Annotated in this window: 20 protein-coding genes; 15 read left to right on the top strand and 5 right to left on the bottom strand. The window is 60.4% G+C overall.

Annotated elements, in window-relative coordinates; translation table 11 throughout:
• Window positions 1-42 precede the first annotated feature (42 nt).
• Both ACTJKT_RS23475 and ACTJKT_RS23470 read left to right on the top strand, forming a co-directional pair.
• A complete protein-coding gene (locus ACTJKT_RS23475; RefSeq protein ID WP_063432786.1) occupies window positions 43-675 on the top strand; it encodes a glutathione S-transferase in 633 nt (210 codons plus the stop codon).
• A complete protein-coding gene (locus ACTJKT_RS23470; protein ID WP_440788748.1) occupies window positions 672-1,610 on the top strand; it encodes a Nudix family hydrolase in 939 nt (312 codons plus the stop codon). The genes ACTJKT_RS23475 and ACTJKT_RS23470 overlap by 4 nt, the downstream gene beginning before the upstream one ends.
• Window positions 1,611-1,679: 69 nt before the next feature.
• Here ACTJKT_RS23470 and ACTJKT_RS23465 read toward each other — a convergent pair whose 3' ends face one another.
• From ACTJKT_RS23465 to ACTJKT_RS23455, 3 genes are read right to left on the bottom strand one after another with little or no spacing between them, the layout of a single operon-like run.
• The gene (locus tag ACTJKT_RS23465; protein WP_102676953.1) at window positions 1,680-2,258 is read right to left on the bottom strand and encodes a cob(I)yrinic acid a,c-diamide adenosyltransferase; all 579 of its coding nucleotides are present in this window, start codon (window positions 2,256-2,258) and stop codon (window positions 1,680-1,682) included.
• A gap of 2 nt (window positions 2,259-2,260) precedes the next feature.
• Window positions 2,261-4,297 (bottom strand): sensor histidine kinase, encoded by a 2,037-nt coding sequence (locus ACTJKT_RS23460; protein WP_440788747.1) that lies wholly within the window; start codon window positions 4,295-4,297, stop codon window positions 2,261-2,263.
• 45 nt (window positions 4,298-4,342) lie between these two features.
• Window positions 4,343-5,260, bottom strand: coding sequence for a putative 2-dehydropantoate 2-reductase (locus tag ACTJKT_RS23455; protein ID WP_440788746.1), 918 nt, complete (start codon window positions 5,258-5,260; stop codon window positions 4,343-4,345).
• 146 nt (window positions 5,261-5,406) lie between these two features.
• Here ACTJKT_RS23455 and ACTJKT_RS23450 point away from each other — a divergent pair, with 146 nt between their 5' ends.
• Window positions 5,407-5,892, top strand: coding sequence for a YajQ family cyclic di-GMP-binding protein (locus ACTJKT_RS23450; RefSeq protein WP_007931144.1), 486 nt, complete (start codon window positions 5,407-5,409; stop codon window positions 5,890-5,892).
• A 137-nt stretch (window positions 5,893-6,029) separates the two neighbouring features.
• Entirely contained in the window at window positions 6,030-6,869 is an 840-nt protein-coding gene (locus tag ACTJKT_RS23445) for a mechanosensitive ion channel family protein (protein WP_440788745.1), read from the top strand.
• A gap of 192 nt (window positions 6,870-7,061) precedes the next feature.
• Here ACTJKT_RS23445 and ACTJKT_RS23440 read toward each other — a convergent pair whose 3' ends face one another.
• The gene (locus tag ACTJKT_RS23440) at window positions 7,062-8,408 is read right to left on the bottom strand and encodes an OprD family porin (RefSeq protein ID WP_440788744.1); all 1,347 of its coding nucleotides are present in this window, start codon (window positions 8,406-8,408) and stop codon (window positions 7,062-7,064) included.
• Between the two features lie 923 nt (window positions 8,409-9,331).
• Here ACTJKT_RS23440 and ACTJKT_RS23435 point away from each other — a divergent pair.
• Window positions 9,332-9,757, top strand: coding sequence for an HIT family protein (locus ACTJKT_RS23435; RefSeq protein WP_097304811.1), 426 nt, complete (start codon window positions 9,332-9,334; stop codon window positions 9,755-9,757).
• Between the two features lie 3 nt (window positions 9,758-9,760).
• Window positions 9,761-9,967 (top strand): SlyX family protein, encoded by a 207-nt coding sequence (locus tag ACTJKT_RS23430; protein WP_009050472.1) that lies wholly within the window; start codon window positions 9,761-9,763, stop codon window positions 9,965-9,967.
• Window positions 9,968-10,045: 78 nt separating this feature from the next.
• Here ACTJKT_RS23430 and ACTJKT_RS23425 read toward each other — a convergent pair whose 3' ends face one another.
• Window positions 10,046-10,651, bottom strand: coding sequence for a cold-shock protein (locus ACTJKT_RS23425; RefSeq protein WP_009050471.1), 606 nt, complete (start codon window positions 10,649-10,651; stop codon window positions 10,046-10,048).
• A 459-nt stretch (window positions 10,652-11,110) separates the two neighbouring features.
• Between ACTJKT_RS23425 and ACTJKT_RS23420 the strand changes: the two genes are divergently transcribed.
• The 9 genes from ACTJKT_RS23420 to tolQ all read left to right on the top strand — a co-directional run bounded on the left by ACTJKT_RS23420 (window position 11,111) and on the right by tolQ (window position 18,559).
• Window positions 11,111-11,584 (top strand): Dps family protein, encoded by a 474-nt coding sequence (locus ACTJKT_RS23420; protein ID WP_053280614.1) that lies wholly within the window; start codon window positions 11,111-11,113, stop codon window positions 11,582-11,584.
• A gap of 262 nt (window positions 11,585-11,846) precedes the next feature.
• Window positions 11,847-12,068, top strand: a complete 222-nt coding sequence (locus ACTJKT_RS23415; protein ID WP_007931131.1) for an FmdB family zinc ribbon protein — start codon at window positions 11,847-11,849, stop codon at window positions 12,066-12,068.
• Between the two features lie 96 nt (window positions 12,069-12,164).
• Window positions 12,165-13,940, top strand: a complete 1,776-nt coding sequence (gene aspS, locus ACTJKT_RS23410) for an aspartate--tRNA ligase (protein ID WP_440788743.1) — start codon at window positions 12,165-12,167, stop codon at window positions 13,938-13,940.
• 117 nt (window positions 13,941-14,057) lie between these two features.
• Window positions 14,058-14,804 carry a YebC/PmpR family DNA-binding transcriptional regulator gene (locus ACTJKT_RS23405; protein WP_210476992.1) on the top strand — a complete coding sequence of 249 codons (747 nt, stop codon included), beginning with the start codon at window positions 14,058-14,060 and terminating at the stop codon, window positions 14,802-14,804.
• Between the two features lie 156 nt (window positions 14,805-14,960).
• Window positions 14,961-15,485, top strand: a complete 525-nt coding sequence (ruvC, locus tag ACTJKT_RS23400) for a crossover junction endodeoxyribonuclease RuvC (RefSeq protein WP_007931118.1) — start codon at window positions 14,961-14,963, stop codon at window positions 15,483-15,485.
• 114 nt (window positions 15,486-15,599) lie between these two features.
• The gene (gene ruvA / locus ACTJKT_RS23395; protein ID WP_009050469.1) at window positions 15,600-16,208 is read left to right on the top strand and encodes a Holliday junction branch migration protein RuvA; all 609 of its coding nucleotides are present in this window, start codon (window positions 15,600-15,602) and stop codon (window positions 16,206-16,208) included.
• Window positions 16,209-17,267: a Holliday junction branch migration DNA helicase RuvB gene (ruvB, locus tag ACTJKT_RS23390; RefSeq protein ID WP_009050468.1), complete on the top strand. Its 1,059-nt coding sequence runs from the start codon at window positions 16,209-16,211 to the stop codon at window positions 17,265-17,267.
• A gap of 139 nt (window positions 17,268-17,406) precedes the next feature.
• Entirely contained in the window at window positions 17,407-17,874 is a 468-nt protein-coding gene (gene ybgC / locus ACTJKT_RS23385; protein WP_025805902.1) for a tol-pal system-associated acyl-CoA thioesterase, read from the top strand.
• Window positions 17,864-18,559 (top strand): protein TolQ, encoded by a 696-nt coding sequence (tolQ, locus tag ACTJKT_RS23380; protein ID WP_007931111.1) that lies wholly within the window; start codon window positions 17,864-17,866, stop codon window positions 18,557-18,559. Before ybgC ends, tolQ begins: the two co-directional genes overlap by 11 nt.
• Window positions 18,560-18,566 lie beyond the last annotated feature (7 nt).

Below are 18,566 nucleotides of genomic sequence, written 5' to 3'. Positions count from 1 at the left end.
GAGCTTGCTCGCGATGAGGCCCCCTGCTGAAAGGTGCCTGACATGAATCTTCACCTGATCATCGGCGACAAACTCTATTCTTCCTGGTCGCTGCGCGCCGCCCTGGCGCTCGAGCTGGCCGGCGCGACTTACACCGAAGAACTGATCAAGCTGAACCAGCCCGATACCCGCGAGCGGATCCTCAAGCATTCGCCGACCGGCAAAGTCCCGTTGCTGAAGACCGAGCACGGCACCATCGCCGACTCCCTGGCGATTGCCGAATACCTGGTCGAGCGTTTTCCCGAAGCCGAGCTCTGGCCGCGCGATGTGGCCTCCCGGGCCCAGGCCCGCTCCGCCTGTGCGCAGATGCACAGCGGCTTCTTCGGCCTGCGCGGCAACCTGCCGTTTGACCTGAGCCGCGATGCCGCGCTTTCGCCCATGCCACCCGAGGCCCAGGCCGACATCGAGCGGATGCTGGCCTTGTGGGCCGAGTGCCGCGCGGCTGCGACCGAACCAGGGCCTTTCCTGTTTGGCCGGGTCAGTCTGGCGGACGCCTTTTTTGCACCGATCGCCGTGCGCTTGCGTACCTATCGGGTGGCGCTGCCGGCCGTCGATGCCGCCTATGTTGAAACGATCTATCAATGGCCAGCCTTCAAGGCCTGGCAGAAAGCCGGTTTAGAGGAAGTTGTACGGTGAAACGAGTACATGTGGCGGCGGCCGTTATCCGTGATGCCGACGGCAGGATCCTGATTGCCCGACGTGCCGATACCCAGCATCAGGGCGGCCTCTGGGAGTTTCCCGGCGGCAAGGTCGAAGCGGACGAGGCGGTGGAAGCGGCGTTGACCCGTGAGCTGCAGGAGGAACTGGGTATTCTGGTGTCCCAGGCGCGGCCGTTGATCAAGGTGCAGCATGACTACCCGGACAAGCAGGTGTTGCTGGATGTCTGGGAAGTTTCCGCTTTTACCGGCGAACCCCATGGCGCCGAGGGCCAGCCTTTGGCCTGGGTCACGGCCCGTGAACTGGAGAACTACGAGTTCCCGGCGGCCAACCAGCCGATCGTGGCGGCAGCGCGTTTGCCGAGCGAATACCTGATCACCCCGGAAGACCTGGAAACACCGGCGCTGTTGCGGGGTATGCAGAAGGCCATTGCCGGCGGCATCAAGCTGATCCAGCTACGCGCGCCCAACGGCTACGACCCGCAATACCGCGACCTGGCGGTGGATGCGGTCGGCCTGTGCGCGGGCAAGGCGCAATTGATGCTCAAGGGACCGTTCGAATGGCTGGGGGATTTCCCCTCGGCGGGCTGGCATATCACCGCGGCGCAGCTACGCAAATACGCCAGCGCCGGGCGTCCCTTTGGCAAGGAGCGCTGGCTGGCGGCGTCCTGCCATGACGCTGAAGAGCTGTCCCTGGCGCAGCAGATGGATGTGGACTTCGTGACGCTGTCGCCGGTCCAGCCGACCCAGACCCACCCTGATGCGCAGCCTCTGGGCTGGGAGCAGGCCACCCGACTGATCAGCGGTTTCAACAAGCCGGTGTACCTGCTCGGCGGCGTCGGTCCGGACCAGCGCGAGCAGGCCTGGGCAGCCGGGGCGCAAGGGGTGGCGGGGATTCGCGCGTTCTGGCCCTGAGGCCAGTCACCAGCCGGTTCGCTCCCGCATAAGTTGCAGGAGCGGGCTTGCTGGTGATCAGAGGGGACGTTATTCGGGTTTCGCCGCCGCTTGCCAGAGAATCTCGGCAATCCCCTGGCGCTTGGCAATCAGGCGCGCCGCCACGAACAGCAAGTCGGACAGGCGATTGATGTAGGCCAGGCCGACCCCCTCCAGCGGTTCCACGGCATTCAGATGCTGGCAACGTCGCTCGGCACTGCGCGCCAGGCTGCGGCAAACATGGGCCTGGGCGATCAAGGCCGAACCGCCCGGCAAAATGAAATTCTCCAGCGGCCCCAACTCTTCGTTCCAGACATCGATGGCTGCTTCCAGTCGTTCGACTTCCGCGGTATTCAGTGCCTGATACACCGGCATGGCCAACTCGCCCCCGAGGTCGAAGAGGCGATGCTGGCAGGGCGCCAGGACGTCGATCAGCTCCTGTAGGCCCGGATGCTCGATGCGCTGTTCGATCAGCCCGGCCAGGAGCAGCCCCAGTTGGCTGTTCAGCGTATCGACTTCGCCGATGGCCTCGACCCGCGGATGGTCCTTGGGAACCCGGCGCCCATCACCCAGCCCGGTTTCGCCTTTGTCGCCGGTGCGGGTGTAAATCTTCGACAAGCGAAAGCCCATGCTTACCTCTCCAATGGGGGGTGTTCCAGTGGTGGCGGCTGACTGCCCGCCAATGGCAAACGCAAGGTGAAGCAAGTGCCCTGACCCTGCGTCGACTGCACTTCCATCTGGCCCTTGTGATTGTTGGTGATGATGAAGTACGAAACCGACAGCCCAAGGCCGGTGCCCTGGCCGATTTCCTTGGTGGTGAAGAACGGCTCGAAGGTCCGTTTGCGCACGTTTTCGCTCATGCCGATGCCGTTGTCCTCGACCTGGATTTCCGCCCAGGGCGGGTTCAGCCGGGTACGCAGGATAATGCGCCCGGGTTCGCTGTCGTCTACCCGCTGGTGAATGGCCTGGGCGGCGTTTTTCAGCAGGTTGAGCAGGACCTGCTCCAGTTCGTTGGCGGTACCGGGCACCGGGCCCAGTTGCGGGTCGAACTGGCGGATGATGGCCTGGCCCTTGAAGTCGAAGCCTATGGCCAGGTCGAAGTCGTTGCCGGCGATCTCCACGGCCTGGTCGATCAGTGCCGGCAGGTCGCAAGGCGCCATCTGCCGGTTGCTGCGCCGGCTGAAACTGAGCATATGGGTCACGATCTTCGCCGCCCGGGCGCCAGCCTGCTGGATGCCATCGAGCAGCTGTGGCACTTCGCGGCTCTGCAGGTAATGGTTGACGGTTTCCAGCTCGATACCGATCTGCTCGGCATGTTCCTGATTCTTCGGCAGCTCGGGGGACAGGCGCCGGCGGATGTTCTGCACGTTATGCAGGATGGCCCCCAGCGGGTTGTTGATTTCGTGGGCCATGCCGGCGGCCAAGCCACCCACGGAGAGCATTTTTTCCGACTGCACCATCATTTCTTCCAGGGACAGGCGCTGGGTGATGTCGTCGATCCGGATCACCACGCCGCGCCCGGCGCCGCCCATCAGCGGGTAGAAGGTCAGGGCGTAATGCCGGGCTTCATCATCCTTGACCCAGGTGACCCGCTCGACCTTGGTGACCGTATGCTGCTCCACGGTTTCCTTGAGCTGTGGCAGGAACGGCTTGAGCGGTTCGAAGGCGAGGAAGATCGGCTGATTCAGCGCTTCATCCAGGCGTGTGCCGGAGAGGGCGCTGGCCTCCTGGTTCCATTGAGTGACGTAGAGCTGCTCGTCCAGGGCGATCAGGGCCGAGGGCATGGAGTCGATGATGCTGTTGAGGTAGTTCTGAAAGCCGGTGAGTTTCTTTTCGATCTTGCTGCGCACCTGGACTTCCAGCTCCAGTTTGCGGTTGGTGTGGCGGGTTTCTTCGGCCAGGCCCTGGGCCTGGTCATAGGCCGCCTGAGAGTCGTCGCGGGCCCGCTTGAGTTGCTGCTCTCGGGCTTCGATGCGCGACAGCATGGTGTTGAAGGCCTCGGCCAGGCTGCCGATTTCATCGTGGTTGCCGCGGGCGGCGCGCAGGGAATAGTTTTCCTCGCGGGTCACTTGCCGGGACAGTTCTTCCAACTGATGAATGGGGCGAGTGATCAGCCGTTTGATCTGCCGGGCAATCACCAGCCACAGCAGCACGCTGAAGATCAGGATGCCCAGGCTCGCGGTCAGGGTGCCGGTGTAGAAGGCCATCGGCAGCTCGCTGCTGGCCACCAGCAACAGGTGGCCGGGAGGCTGGCCGGCGCGGGGCAGGGCGATGATCTGGTTGCTGCGAAACTCGGTCAGTTGCCAGGCTTCGATATGCCGATAGCGCTCCGGCAGACTCAGGCGTTCGCCATGCTGCAACTGGGCCAGGCGCGTGCCCTTGCCGTCATAGATCGCTGCGGCGCGCAGGGGGGAGTAGCTGTTGAGTTCGCTGAGCAGCTTCTCGGCGTTTTGCGGCGAATCCAGCGCTTGCGCGGACAGGGTCGGGTTGGACACCAGCCGGCCGATGGTCTGCAAGGCTTGCGGCGCCATGCTTTCCTGGGAGATCCAGTAGGCGGCGCTGATAAAGGTCAGGTTGGCGACCAGCAGTACGGTAATCAGCAGGACGAGCAAGGCGGCCAGCAGCTTTTGGCCGACCGGCAGGTTTTCAAGGCGCTGGCGCAATGGCATCGGGGACGTCGCTAGAAAGGAACACGTGGGCAGCGTAGCCGCTGCTCAGTCACTGGGCAATCCGCGCTGTTGCAGGTGTTCCACCAATAGCCGGCGCAGGCGGCTGAGGTTGGGCAGGTGCAACTGGTGCCTGGCAGCAACGTCGCAGGCATGCCCCAGTAAATAGCTGATTTCGGTTCTGCGCCGGCTGGCGACGTCCTGGTACATGGAGGAGTAGTTGGCGGCGGTCGCCTGGATCACCCGCTCCACCTCCTGCTGCAGGTTCTCGGCCGCGGCGGGCTGGCCGCAACGTTCCAGCAGTTCGCTCAGCTCGACGCACAGCATCGCCACTTCGCAATGATGCTGCAGCAGGCCGCCGTTGCGGCAGTCATGCAGGACCGTCAGGGGATTGATCGCGCAGTTGAGCGCCAGCTTGCGCCAGAGGCGGGTCAGGATGTCCGCGCTCCATTCATGGGGGATGCCGCTGACGCTCAGGTCGTCGAGCCAGAAGGGCGCGGTGGGGTGGCTGGCGTCCCCCAGCCAGGTGTAGCCATGACCGGCGAACACCACGCGCCAGTCGCCATCGCGAAAGGCGCCTTCGGTGCTCGAGGCATAAATGCAGCGGGCCTGCGGCACCTGGGCGGCCACGGCGTCCTGGCTGCCCAGGCCGTTCTGCAGCAGGACCAGTTCGGCGTCGGGCGTCAGGCGCGCGGCCAGCTGGCTGACGGCCTGTTGCGCGTCATAGGCCTTGCAGGCCACCAGCAGGCGGGTAATGGGTTCAGGGTTGTCGAGGGTTTCGCCGGGAATGGCATGGAAACTGGCCTGCCCTTGTTCCACCAGCGTCAGCCCACCCACGGCCTGGTAGGCCTCCAGGCGGGCCTGATTGCGCAGGATCAGGCGTACCGGCAAGCCAGCCCGGGCCAGGCGTGTCGCCCACAGGGTGCCGAGGCTGCCCGCGCCCAGAATGTGCCAGGTAGTCGACATCAGCGTGGTGCTCGGTTTGGCAGGCGCATGCGCGGCTCGCAGTGAAGGAGGGGAAAGACCCGTTATAATGAGCCCGGATTTTAACCGCAAACCGGGCGTGCTCCATCTTTATCGAGCTGCGCCCCTTTTTTTATTGGAGAAATTACATGCCGTCGTTTGACGTGGTATCCGAACTGGACAAGCACGAAGTCACCAACGCCGTGGAAAACGCCGTCAAGGAGCTGGACCGCCGCTATGACTTGAAGGGCAAGGGCAGCTTCGAGTTCAAAGAAAAGGAACTGACCGTCAACCTGACCGCTGAAGCCGAATTCCAGCTGGAAGCGATGATCGAGATCCTCAAGCTGGCCCTGGTCAAGCGCAAGATCGATGTGCAGTGCCTTGAGGTCAAGGACGCTTACGCTTCGGGCAAGGTGATGAAGCAGGAAGCGACCCTCAAGGAAGGCATCGACAAAGAGCTGGCGAAAAAGATCGTTGCCCACATCAAGGACGCCAAGCTGAAGGTCCAGGCTGCGATCCAGGGCGAGCAGGTACGGGTTACCGGCAAGAAGCGCGACGATCTGCAGGAAGCCATCGCCGCCCTGCGCGCGAAAGAGTTCGGCATGCCGCTGCAGTTCAACAACTTCCGCGACTGATGTTTTTTTTCGGGAACCTCGCGAGCTTATTGACGTCCGAGGCCCGAGTAGTGGGCAGAAACGATTGAGCCTGTATAAGGCTACTCGTTCTGCCCTTGTTTTTTGTGTGCCCGGCAGCCGGGAATCAGGAGAGATAGATGGATTTGAATGCTGAAGTGGACAACCTGGTCAAGGCTTCCCAAGCCTGGATTCCGATGATCATGGAATACGGCAGTCGGGTACTGCTGGCCGTCATCACACTGGCCATCGGCTGGTGGCTGATCAACAATTTGACGCAAAAAGTCGGCAAGTTGCTGGCGCTGCGTAATGCCGACCAGGCCTTGCAGGGTTTTATCAGCAGCCTGGCGAACGTCATTCTCAAGGTGCTGCTGATTGTCAGCGTGGCCTCGATGATCGGTGTCGAAACCACTTCGTTCGTTGCCGCGATCGGTGCGGCGGGTCTGGCCATCGGCCTGGCCTTGCAAGGCAGCCTGGCCAACTTCGCCGGTGGCGTACTGATCCTGCTGTTCCGTCCTTTCCGTATCGGTGACGTGATCGAGGCCCAGGGCATCAGCGGTACGGTCGACAGCATCCAGATCTTCCACACGGTGCTGCGTACCGGTGACAACAAGACCGTCATCGTGCCTAACGGCAACCTGTCCAACGGCATCATCACCAACCACAACCGCCAGCTGACCCGCAAAGTGATCTTCGATGTCGGCGTGAACTACGAGGCTGACCTGCAAAAGGCCCGTGAGGTCCTGCTGGATCTGGCCAAGGACGAACGCGTACTGGCCGATCCGGAACCTGTGGCGGTGGTTTCCATGCTGGGTGACAGCGCCATTACCCTTTCCCTGCGTGTCTGGGTGAAGACTGCGGATTACTGGGACGTGATGTTCCGCTTCAACGAGTTGTCCCGTGATCGCTTGAAGGAAGCGGGTATCGATATTCCGTTTCCACAGCGAGTGATTCGTGTGGTTCAGGAAGCGGCTGTTTGAGTAAGTAACGGGGATAGGGGTTAAGAGTCTGATCGAATGGTCAGGCTTTTAATGCCCTACTCGCTGGGGAGAGTTTGAAACCTGGTTGTAACAATGAACTGTCGATAACCGGAGCTTCAGCGAGTCGCCAGCCCCAACAAAAAAGGCCCATCGAATGATGGGCCTTTTTTATTACTTGCTAAGTAGCCGCTATTACAAGATCGACAGTGGGTAGTCGACGATCAGGCGGAACTCTTTGATATCGCCTTCACCCTGGTCGGCGTTAGCGAAGTGCCAAGCCTGGCGAACGCGGAAGGAGAGATCTTTTGCCGGGCCAGACTGAACAACGTACTTGGCTTCGAAGTTGGTCTCGTTGTGTTTGCCATCGGCACCGTACAGCGGAGCACCGGTGTCTTTATTACGGTACATGCTGTTGGCAGCCAGACCGGTGCCATCGATATCCCAGCCTTTGACATAGCGGGTCATGAAGCTCAGACCAGGAATGCCGTACTCAGCCATCTTCAGATCGTAACGGATCTGTGCGGACTTCTCGTTCGGGCCGTTGAAGTCAGAGTACTGGATGGAGTTGGCGAGGAAGATCGAGTCGCCGCCGCGGTTGTTCTTGCCCACGCCGATGTAGTCGAACGGGGTATCGCCGTTGACCTTCTGGAACCCGACGGTGATGGTATGCGCTTTCAGGAACGAGTAAGCGGCTGCCAGGGAGAACGTGGTGTTGCTGATGTCACCAGCCTTGGCGCTGCCGGAGTCAGTGGTGCGGTAAATGTTACCGTCCAGGTTCAGCGACTGATCGCCACCCATCGGGATGGTGTAGTTCAGGTTGGCGTAGTACTGGTTCCAGATATCTTCCAGCTTGGAGCCGTACAGCGATGCGCTCAGATTGTCGGTGATGCCGTATTTGCCGCCGAAATAGTCGATGGTGTTGGCTTCCACGCCAGCGTAGTTGGCGTACAGGCCACCATCACGGGCATTTCGGTCCTGGCTGGTGGACGAATAGAAGTGACCGGCTTCCAGATCAAGGTTTTTGATCTCACTGCTCTGCAGTTGGAAACCGCTGGCAGTTTGAGGAAGGATACGGGAACCGCCGACCGCGAACACCGGGGAGGTGCTTGGCTGCATGTCGCCGGCTTTCAACTCGGTTTTGGAGACGCGAAATTTGATGGCCGCGCCTGCTTTGCCCTGGCTATCGTTGACGTCGCCATCGGAGTCGCGGCTCATGTTGCCGGTACCGCCAGTGCCGTCGCCGCCGTCCAGTTTGATCGCCAGATAACCGAACGCATCGACGCCGACGCCTACGGTACCCTGGGTGTAACCGGAGCTGAAGTTGCCCCAGATGCCCTGGGTCCAGTCTTTCTGATCGTTGCTGTGGTCTTTGTTGTCACGGTTGAAGTAATAGTTACGCAACAGTACGTCGAATTTTGCGTCTTCAACAAAGCCCTTGGCTTCAGATTGGTCACTTACAAAAGGTGCGGCCGTAGCCACTTGAGTACTGGCGGCTGCTGCAACTGCCAGTGCGATCATGCTCCACTTCATCACGCGCATCGTGATTTGCTCCTTTGGTTTTTAGAAGAGTACTGCCGTCCCACCTGTTTTATTATCTGGGCGGCTCTTTCTTTTTGTGTCGGCGCAAACTTATATCACGCCGACAATGTTGGCGATACTTGCGTATCAGTCCTTTCAGCTTCTTTACGACCCTGTCGCAAAATGCTCGATCAATGTCGCAAATCCGCAGTCCGCATGTACCCGGACTGACAACTTCAGCGCTGTTTTCGAAGGCTTGAACCTGGAACAAAAAGAACTTTGGTCAAGCAGTCAAATCTCCATGGGGCAGCCTTGCCACTATTGTTATTAGTCTCAGGAGAAGCCTTTTTCCGATGGCTTCTCCTGGGACAATGTGGGTGTGAATGCAACAAGCGTGCACAAAACGCAAAGGCACCGAGTTTTTTTCGGCGATGGCCCTTCAGGCTGTAAAAACCGCATAAAACAGTGGTTTTAAGGTCGTTTTGTTTGGGCTTGACGTTCCCTGTCCTCCTGGTGTTGCTCCCTGAAAAAAAACGCACGACATTCCAAAACGTTACCGGTTCACCCTGCTGGGTGAGTAGATCGCGGATGGTTAACGCACTGAGCGTAGACGCACTGTGAGGTTTTGGTGCAAAAGTTTCTTGATGCAGCTCAATCATCATCCGGCGTCGGGCGCTGAGGAATGCGCAAGGAAGGCGCTCTTTCGCGGTTTTTTCCTTGTTTTTTATGGGCTTCGTTCAGTCGTGGTGCAGTCCGCTGGAAAATGTTCCAGGCCGGGGCGCTCTGACGTGTGGTATCGAGGATGAATGTTGAGGCGGGATCTGCGCAGCAGGGCGATGAACGGAAGAGCTTTCGCAGGTATGCTGCCGCTCTGTCGCTTGGCGGGCAGCCGGTCATGGCGTTCGCTAAGCTGAAACTTGATGAGCTGAGCGGGAGTGCGCGCGGTGTTCGCTTTAGATCCACGACTTCAACAAGACACCTTGCCCATTGGGGATTTCCCCCTTTGCCGGCTGCTGTTGTCCAACGACTCCAATTACCCGTGGTTCATCCTGGTGCCGCGCCGGGAAGATATCAGTGAGTTGTTTCAATTGGATGACGCGGACCAGCAGCAACTATGGCGAGAAACCACGGCGCTGGCGGAGTTGCTTAAAGACTCTTTCGATGCGGACAAGTTGAATGTGGCGACTCTGGGTAATGTCGTCAGCCAGTTGCATATGCACGTTATCGTTCGCAAGCGCGACGATGGGGCCTGGCCTGCTCCGGTATGGGGCAAGCTGCCTGCCAAACCTTACAGTGCCGAACAGGTGGCTGCGATTCGTGAGCGGTTACGACTGGTCCTGACCGATGATTTCAAGTTTCTGGAGGGCTGAGTCATGAGCCTGGAAGAGCGGGTAACCGACCTGGAAAGCCGATTGGCTTTTCAGGATGACACCATTCAAGCCCTGAACGACGTGCTGGTAGGGCAGCAGCGGGTGGTCGAGCGCCTGCAGTTGCAGATGGCCGCCTTGCTCAAGCGTCAGGAAGAAATGGTGGGGCAGTTCGAGTCATTCGAAGAAGAGGCTCCGCCGCCACATTACTGAGCGCCGGACGGCTTGCCGTTCAGGCAATAAAAAACCGCGAGCAGCCTGGCTGCGTCGCGGTTTTTTTATGGGCGTGAATCAGCGACGCGGCAATGCCGCAATCACGTCTTCGGCTTGCAGGCCCTTGTCGCGATTCATGACGGAGAACTCTACGCGCTGGCCTTCCACCAGGACGCGGTGACCTTCGCCACGGATGGCGCGGAAGTGCACGAAGATGTCATCGCCGGAGTCGCGAGAGATGAAGCCGAAACCCTTCGAAGTGTTGAACCACTTGACGGTACCGGTATCGCGATTGCTCATGTCGTAGGTTTGCGACGTGTTGGCCGAGGGGGACGATTTGTAGAAGCTGACGGCCAGGTGCAGAAGAACGGCGATCGCCGCGGTCACCAGGCTGAACAGTACAGCCGGTTGACCTGCGATAACCGGCATCGGAGCCAGCAGGGTCAAGGTCTGCAAGACCACCGCCAGCACCAGAAGCGCGCTGACCAGGTTTTGCAGTTGGTGGCGCGGGCCTTTGTTCCAGTAAGGGATAACCGGAGCCAGCGTCAGGTTGAGCAGGCCGAAAAAGGCCAGGTAAAGAGCATCGGGTTGTTGCAGGAAGGGAACGGCTTCAGATCGCAGGCTAGGGATAAAGGACAGCAGCAAGGCCGCTGCGCCCGTTAGCAGGTGGACGATTTTCAACATTTTAATGAACTCACGTTAAGACGGATCACAAGGAAGAGCTGAGCGTGCACGGTTCGCTTCTGAACAATGGGAGGCGGTGAGCACGTGCGCGAGATCAGCCTATGCGCTGAGGCCGAGAAATAGGCAACAGCGACACGGCCTCTATTTAACAGCAAAGCCCAGGCCTTCTCAAATCAGGCGCTGTAGCCGGATGGAGGGAGAAAGCCCTGGTTGTCCTGAGGGAATACCGGACTATCGGGCAAAGCCTTGTTCTAGAGAGCCAGCACCCGAAAAAAGGTGGAACGGCGGCTTTTCAGGCGGGTCACAACGAGCCTGGGCTTTCTTGCAGGTACTGGTCGCCCGCTAGGTGGGCAATCTGTCGCAGTGCCTCGGGCGATCCCGGGCTGCGGGTGCAGGACAGTCTTGCTAGAGTGGTCCGGTACCTGATCTGTTGAATTCAATGTGTTAACGGAGATAGACATGGCAATTGATATCGGTATCAGCGCAGAAGATCGCAAATCCATCGTGGAGGGTCTCTCTCGTCTGCTTTCAGATACTTATGTGCTGTATCTGAAGACCCATAATTTTCACTGGAACGTCACAGGTCCGCAGTTCCGCACACTGCATCTGATGTTCGAGGAGCAGTACAACGAACTGGCGCTGGCGGTGGATCTGATCGCCGAGCGCATCCGCGCCCTGGGGTTCCCGGCGCCAGGCGCCTATTCCATCTACGCGCGTCTTTCTTCGATCAAGGAAGAAGAAGGCGTGCCAAGCGCCGATGAGATGATCAGGCAGCTGGTGGCGGGGCAGGAAGCGGTGACCCGCACCGCCCGTGGCATTTTCCCGATCATCGACAAGGTCAGCGACGAACCCACCGCGGACCTGCTGACCCAGCGGATGCAGGTGCATGAGAAAACCGCGTGGATGCTGCGCTCGCTGTTGAGCGAGCAATAATCCCGCAGACCGAATGGCGCCGTTATCGGCGCCATTTGCCTTTATGGGGCATGACTTGTCGTCCGATCATGGCTGTTCGCCCTTAGGCCCGATAGGCTGGGTATGGCAGCGGGGCGCTGGCTTTGTTTCGCCGGGCGCTGGTCTATCGGTGCCGTCATACGGCTGCACAGGGCCGATTTAATGGATATAATCCCGCCCTTTGCTATATAACCCGGGCCTCGGCACGGGTTAAGCCAGACGTTAAGTACGCCGAGACGCTCCCATGCCCATGTACGACTACCAATGTGCTTCCTGTGGTCATCAGTTGGAAGCCATTCAAAAGATCAGCGCGCCTGCGTTGGTCGATTGCCCTGCCTGCCAGGCGCCTGAGCTGAAAAAAATGCTGTCCATGCCAGGTTTCCGCCTCAGCGGTTCGGGCTGGTATGAGACCGACTTCAAAACCGGCGCCAAGAAGAATCTGGCCGGTGGCGACAAAGCTGATTAAGTTGAACGACACGCGCGAGCTCTTGCATTATCCGGTACCCCGAGGTGCGCAAGGCCTCCCATCGAATTTCGAATTACGAGAAGTGAAACCACTACCATGATGCGCAGCCATTATTGCGGCCAACTGAACGAAAGCCTGGAAGGTCAGGAAGTTACCCTTTGCGGATGGGTCCACCGTCGTCGCGACCATGGCGGGGTGATCTTCCTCGATATCCGTGATCGTGAAGGTCTGGCCCAGGTGGTGTTCGACCCGGACCGCGCTGAAACCTTCGCCGCCGCCGACCGCGTGCGCAGCGAATACGTGGTCAAGATCACCGGCAAGGTGCGCCTGCGTCCGGCCGGTGCCGGCAATGCCAACATGGCTTCGGGCATGATCGAAGTCCTGGGCTACCAGCTGGAAGTGCTGAACGAAGCGGAAACCCCGCCGTTCCCGCTCAACGAATACTCCGACGTTGGCGAAGAAACCCGCCTGCGCTATCGCTTCATCGACCTGCGCCGTCCGGAAATGGCCGAGAAGCTGCGTCTGCGCTCGCGCATGACCACCAGCATCCGTCGCTACCTGGACGAGAACGGTTTCCTCGACGTCGAAACCCCGATCCTGACCCGTGCCACCCCTGAAGGCGCGCGTGACTATCTGGTGCCGAGCCGCACCCACGCTGGCAGCTTCTTCGCTCTGCCGCAGTCGCCACAGCTGTTCAAGCAGCTGCTGATGGTCGCCGGCTTCGACCGCTACTACCAGATCGCCAAATGCTTCCGCGACGAAGACCTGCGTGCCGACCGTCAGCCTGAGTTCACTCAGATCGACATCGAAACCAGCTTCCTCGATGAAAAGGACATCATGGGCCTGACCGAAGGCATGATCCGCAACCTGTTCAAGGAAGTGCTGGATCTGGAGTTCGGCGAGTTCCCGCACATGACCTTTGAAGAGGCCATGCGTCGTTACGGTTCCGACAAGCCGGACCTGCGTAACCCGCTGGAACTGGTGGACGTTGCCGACCAGCTCAAGGAAGTCGAATTCAAGGTCTTCAGCGGCCCGGCCAACGACCCGAAAAGCCGTGTGGCCGCCTTGCGCGTTCCAGGCGGGGCGAGCATGCCGCGCAGCAAGATCGACGACTACACCAAGTTCGTCGGCATCTACGGTGCCAAGGGCCTGGCGTACATCAAGGTCAACGAGCGCGCCAAGGGCGTTGAAGGCCTGCAGTCGCCAATCGTCAAGAACATCCCGGAAGCCAACCTGAACGTGATCCTCGATCGCGTGGGTGCGGTCGATGGCGACATCGTGTTCTTCGGCGCCGACAAGGCCAAGATCGTCAGCGAAGCCCTGGGCGCGCTGCGGATCAAGCTCGGTCACGACCTGAACCTGCTGACCTGCGAATGGGCGCCGATGTGGGTTGTCGATTTCCCGATGTTCGAAGAAAACGACGACGGCAGCTTCACCGCCTTGCACCACCCGTTCACCGCGCCGAAGTGCTCGCCGGAAGAACTGGAAGCCAACCCGGCGACCGCGCTGTCCCGTGCCTACGACATGGTGCTCAACGGCACCGAGCTGGGTGGCGGTTCGATCCGTATCCACCGCAAGGAAATGCAACAGGCGGTATTCCGTCTGCTGGGTATCGAAGAAGCGGAACAGGAAGAGAAGTTCGGCTTCCTGCTCGACGCCCTGAAGTACGGTGCGCCGCCGCACGGTGGCCTGGCGTTCGGTCTGGATCGTCTGGTGATGCTGATGACCGGCGCCCAGTCGATCCGCGAAGTGATCGCCTTCCCGAAAACCCAGAGCGCCGCTTGCGTGATGACCCAGGCTCCTGGCCTGGTCGACGCCAAGGCGCTGCGCGAGCTGCATATCCGCCTGCGCGAACAGCCAAAGGCTGAGTAAGGCCGACCTGAAGGCGCATCTGCGGATGCGCCTTTTTCTATTGGGTCGAGATATTTGTTGCCCGCCCGCCGTTACAGGCGTTGCGGGCAATGTTTCAAAGAGAATTTGGAGCGCGTTATGGCAGGTCATTCCAAGTGGGCGAACATCAAGCACCGCAAAGAGCGTCAGGATGCCAAGAGAGGCAAGATTTTCACCAAGTGGATCCGTGAACTGACGGTTGCCGCTCGCCAGGGCGGTGGTGATCCCGGTTCCAACCCGCGTCTGCGTCTGGCCCTGGACAAGGCCCTGGGCGCCAACATGAGCCGCGACATCATCGATCGCGCTATTGCTCGTGGCGCTGGTGCGACCGAGGCCGACAACGTCGAAGAGCTGACCTATGAGGGTTATGGCCCGGGCGGCGTGGCGGTGATGGTCGAATGCATGACCGACAACCGCAACCGTACCGCGGCTGCCGTGCGCCATGCCTTCAGCAAATGTGGCGGCAACCTTGGCACCGACGGTTCGGTGGCGTATCTGTTCGAACGTAAGGGGCAGATCAGCTTTGCGCCGGGCGTCGATGAGGACGCACTGACCGATGCGGCGTTGGAAGCCGACGCCGATGACGTGGTTGTTCACGAAGACGGCTCGATCGATGTGTTTACCTCGTTCACTGGCTTCTATGCGGTGCGTAACGCACTCGAAGAGGCCGGTTTCAAGGGCGACGACGCGGAAATCGTCATGCAGCCGACCACCAGCGCCGAGCTGGATCTGGAAGGCGCCGAGAAGGTCCTCAAGCTGATCGACATGCTCGAAGACCTGGACGATGTGCAGAACGTCTACTCCAACGCGGATATTCCCGAGTCGGTGGCCGAGCAACTCGGCTGATAGCTCGATAAAAGATCGCAGCCTTCGGCGGTTTCCCCCCTTTACGCACAGGGTTAGGCTGTACCTGTAGGGGAGCTGTCGAAGGCTGCGATTTTTTGTTTCTCCGGCTTCTTCCGGCGTTACCTTAGGCAACCGAATTTTCTCTTTGCAGGCGTTATGACTCTTATTCTTGGTATCGACCCGGGTTCGCGCATCACCGGTTACGGCGTGGTACGTGATACCGGGCGTGGCTGCGTGTACGTGGCTTCGGGCTGCATTCGAACCGGCGCCGGCGAGTTGCATGAGCGGCTGCAAATCGTCTATCGCGGGGTGCGTGAGGTCATTCAGACCTACGGTCCGGTGACCATGGGCATTGAAAAGGTGTTCATGGCGCGTAATGCCGACTCGGCCCTGAAACTGGGCCAGGCCCGTGGCGCGGCAATCGTGGCGGGGGCCGAGGAAAGCCTGGAAATCGCCGAATACACCGCCACTCAGGTCAAGCAGGCGGTGGCGGGTACCGGCGGGGCCAACAAGGAGCAGGTGCAAATGATGGTCATGCACTTGCTCAAATTGACCAGCAAGCCACAGATCGACGCCTCGGACGCCCTGGCGATCGCCATCTGCCATGCCCATACCCGTTCCAGCCTGCTGCCTCATGGCCTGGGGACCGCACGCAGTCGTGGCGGCCGCCTGCGTCTCTGATAGCATCTGCGCAAACATTTGATGAGTGGAGTGCCCCGCGCCTGTCTGCCCGGCCCGGAACGCCGCTCTGTGACTCGCCGGCCGCTGATCTGGCCTGAGCTAAGGATCTGAAACGTGATTGGACGCTTGCGCGGCACCTTGGCTGAAAAACAGCCGCCGCACCTGATTCTCGATGTAAACGGTCTGGGTTACGAGGTGGAAGTCCCCATGACCACCCTGTATCGCCTGCCGTCGGTCGGTGAACCGCTCACCCTGCACACCCATTTGGTCGTGCGTGAAGATGCCCAGTTACTCTATGGCTTTGCCAGCAAGCGCGAGCGGGACTTCTTTCGCGAACTGATTCGCCTCAATGGCGTGGGGCCGAAGCTGGCGCTGGCATTGATGTCCAGCCTGGAGGTCGACGAGCTGGTGCGTTGTGTGCAGGCACAGGACACCTCGGCGCTGACCAAGGTGCCGGGGGTCGGTAAAAAGACCGCGGAGCGTCTGCTGGTCGAACTCAAGGACCGCTTCAAGGCCTGGGAAACCGTACCGAGCATGTTTGCCCTGGTACCGAACCAGCCGGATGCGCCGATGCCGGTGGCCAGCGCCGAGACCGATGCGGTCAGCGCCCTGATCTCCCTGGGCTACAAGCCGCAGGAAGCCAGCAAGGCCGTTTCCGCGATCAAGGAAAAAGGCCTGAGCAGTGAAGACATGATTCGCCGCGCCCTGAAGGGAATGATTTAAGTGATAGAAGCAGATCGTCTGATCGCCGCCACGGGCCCCCGTGAGCGCGAGGAAGTCCAGGACCGTGCGATTCGCCCCGTCAGCCTGGCCGAATACATCGGCCAGCCGACGGTGCGCGAGCAAATGGAGCTGTTCATCCAGGCTGCCCGCGGGCGCAACGAGTCGTTGGACCACACCCTGATCTTCGGCCCGCCGGGCCTGGGTAAGACCACGCTGGCCAACATCATCGCCCAGGAAATGGGCGTGTCGATCAAGAGCACCTCGGGCCCGGTGCTGGAGCGCCCCGGGGACCTGGCGGCGCTGCTGACCAATCTCGAACCCAACGACGTACTGTTTATCGATGAAATCCATCGCCTGTCGCCGATCGTCGAGGAAGTGCTGTACCCGGCCATGGAAGATTTCCAGCTGGACATCATGATCGGCGAAGGACCGGCGGCCCGCTCGATCAAGCTCGACCTGCCGCCGTTCACCCTGGTGGGGGCGACGACCCGAGCGGGCATGCTGACCAACCCGCTGCGCGACCGCTTCGGCATCGTCCAGCGCCTGGAGTTCTACAGCACCGCGGACCTGGCGACCATTGTCGGGCGTTCCGCCGGCATTCTCGGCTTGCCGCTGGACCCGGACGGCGCCTTTGAAATCGCCCGGCGCGCCCGGGGTACGCCGCGGATCGCCAACCGTTTGTTGCGCCGGGTGCGGGACTTTGCCGAGGTTCGCGCCAAGGGGCACATCACCAAGCCCATCGCCGACCTGGCATTGAATCTGCTGGATGTCGACGAGCGTGGCTTCGACCACCAGGACCGGCGCCTGCTGCTGACCATGATCGAGAAGTTCGACGGCGGGCCGGTGGGTGTCGACAGTCTGGCGGCCGCCATCAGCGAAGAGCGGCATACCATCGAGGACGTGCTCGAACCCTATCTGATCCAGCAGGGCTATATCATGCGTACGCCGCGGGGGCGTGTGGTGACCCGGCATGCCTATCTGCATTTCGGTCTAAACATTCCGTCACGATTGGGGGAGATGCCTGTGGTAGACGAGTTCCTCGATGCCGTGGACGATTAATAACCGCTTCGGCAGCGATTTATTCGCAGCTTGTGTGGTCCTAGGGGGCTGGCATTGCCGTTATTTCGCCAGAAAGCCGTTCGAGAATGAAAAACAGTTGCCCGGCCGGATTGGCAACCTGAGGAGTAAGCACTAGAGTATGCGCGCGCAAAACGGGCTTGAGTCGTTCGCACATCGTTGTCGCGTTTATTACGAAGACACCGATGCCGGCGGCATCGTTTATTACGTTAATTACCTTAAGTTTATGGAACGGGCTCGAACCGAGCGGCTACGAGATCTGGGCTTTGCCCAATCGCAGCTGGCAGGGGAGAACCTGTTGTTCGTCGTGCATTCCAGCGAAGCGCGCTACCACGCGCCGGCGCGACTGGACGACGAGCTTCTGGTAAGTGCAGAAGTCATCGAATTGAACCGGGCCAGCCTGCGCTTCAAACAGCAGGTCAGGCGAGCCACGGATAATGCACTGCTCTGTGAGGGGCAGTTTCTGGTGGCCTGTGTGCGCACCGACAATTTGAAACCCCGGGCCATTCCCGAAGCTCTACGTGCGGCCTTTGCCGACGTGAGCGGCGCGGGTACACACTCAGAGCAGGAGATAAAGCGTGGAAGCTAACGTCGTCGACCATTCCTCCATGTGGAGCCTGGTCAGCAATGCCAGCATCGTTGTGCAGTTGGTAATGCTGACCCTGGTAGCCGCATCGGTGACCTCATGGATCATGATCTTTCAGCGCAGCAACCTGCTGCGCGCCGGTCGACGCGCCCTGGAGAGCTTCGAAGAGCGCTTCTGGTCGGGTATCGACCTGTCCAAGCTGTACCGTCAGGCCGGCAGCAACCCGGACCCCGATTCGGGCGTGGAGCAGATCTTCCGTGCCGGTTTCAAGGAATTCTCGCGTCTGCGCCAGCAGTCGGGCGTTGATCCCGAGGCAGTGATGGAAGGTGTCGCGCGTGCCATGCGTGTCGCCATCTCCCGCGAAGAAGAGAAGCTCGAGCAGAGCCTGCCGTTCCTCGCCACCGTCGGTTCGGTCAGCCCGTACATCGGTCTGTTCGGTACCGTCTGGGGGATCATGAACTCCTTCCGCGGCCTGGCCAGCGCCCAGCAGGCGACCCTGGCGACCGTAGCACCGGGTATCGCCGAAGCTCTGATCGCCACCGCGATCGGCCTGTTTGCCGCGATCCCGGCCGTTATCGCCTACAACCGCTTTGCGGCCCGTGGCGAGACCCTGATCAGCCGTTACTACACCTTCGCCGACGAGTTCCAGGCGATCCTGCACCGTAAAGTGCACACCAGCGAAGAGTGAGCAGGTA

This window comes from Pseudomonas sp. 22526 (assembly GCF_052044735.1).
GTDB lineage: Bacteria > Pseudomonadota > Gammaproteobacteria > Pseudomonadales > Pseudomonadaceae > Aquipseudomonas > Aquipseudomonas piscium.
This window is presented reverse-complemented; position numbering and strand designations above follow the sequence as displayed.

What these genes read in the sequence shown, in the direction of transcription:
- ACTJKT_RS23445 (WP_440788745.1), top strand. Translation starts at nt 6,030, where the DNA reads ATGGATTTGAATGCTGAAGTGGACAACCTGGTCAAGGCTTCCCAAGCC.
- ACTJKT_RS23425 (WP_009050471.1), bottom strand. Translation starts at nt 10,651, where the DNA reads ATGTTGAAAATCGTCCACCTGCTAACGGGCGCAGCGGCCTTGCTGCTG.
- ybgC (WP_025805902.1), top strand. Translation starts at nt 17,407, where the DNA reads ATGCGCGCGCAAAACGGGCTTGAGTCGTTCGCACATCGTTGTCGCGTT.
- ACTJKT_RS23450 (WP_007931144.1), top strand. Translation starts at nt 5,407, where the DNA reads ATGCCGTCGTTTGACGTGGTATCCGAACTGGACAAGCACGAAGTCACC.
- ruvC (WP_007931118.1), top strand. Translation starts at nt 14,961, where the DNA reads ATGACTCTTATTCTTGGTATCGACCCGGGTTCGCGCATCACCGGTTAC.
- ACTJKT_RS23415 (WP_007931131.1), top strand. Translation starts at nt 11,847, where the DNA reads ATGCCCATGTACGACTACCAATGTGCTTCCTGTGGTCATCAGTTGGAA.
- ACTJKT_RS23440 (WP_440788744.1), bottom strand. Translation starts at nt 8,408, where the DNA reads ATGCGCGTGATGAAGTGGAGCATGATCGCACTGGCAGTTGCAGCAGCC.
- aspS (WP_440788743.1), top strand. Translation starts at nt 12,165, where the DNA reads ATGATGCGCAGCCATTATTGCGGCCAACTGAACGAAAGCCTGGAAGGT.
- ACTJKT_RS23475 (WP_063432786.1), top strand. Translation starts at nt 43, where the DNA reads ATGAATCTTCACCTGATCATCGGCGACAAACTCTATTCTTCCTGGTCG.
- ACTJKT_RS23455 (WP_440788746.1), bottom strand. Translation starts at nt 5,260, where the DNA reads ATGTCGACTACCTGGCACATTCTGGGCGCGGGCAGCCTCGGCACCCTG.
- ACTJKT_RS23405 (WP_210476992.1), top strand. Translation starts at nt 14,058, where the DNA reads ATGGCAGGTCATTCCAAGTGGGCGAACATCAAGCACCGCAAAGAGCGT.
- ACTJKT_RS23465 (WP_102676953.1), bottom strand. Translation starts at nt 2,258, where the DNA reads ATGGGCTTTCGCTTGTCGAAGATTTACACCCGCACCGGCGACAAAGGC.
- ACTJKT_RS23460 (WP_440788747.1), bottom strand. Translation starts at nt 4,297, where the DNA reads ATGCCATTGCGCCAGCGCCTTGAAAACCTGCCGGTCGGCCAAAAGCTG.
- ACTJKT_RS23430 (WP_009050472.1), top strand. Translation starts at nt 9,761, where the DNA reads ATGAGCCTGGAAGAGCGGGTAACCGACCTGGAAAGCCGATTGGCTTTT.
- ACTJKT_RS23420 (WP_053280614.1), top strand. Translation starts at nt 11,111, where the DNA reads ATGGCAATTGATATCGGTATCAGCGCAGAAGATCGCAAATCCATCGTG.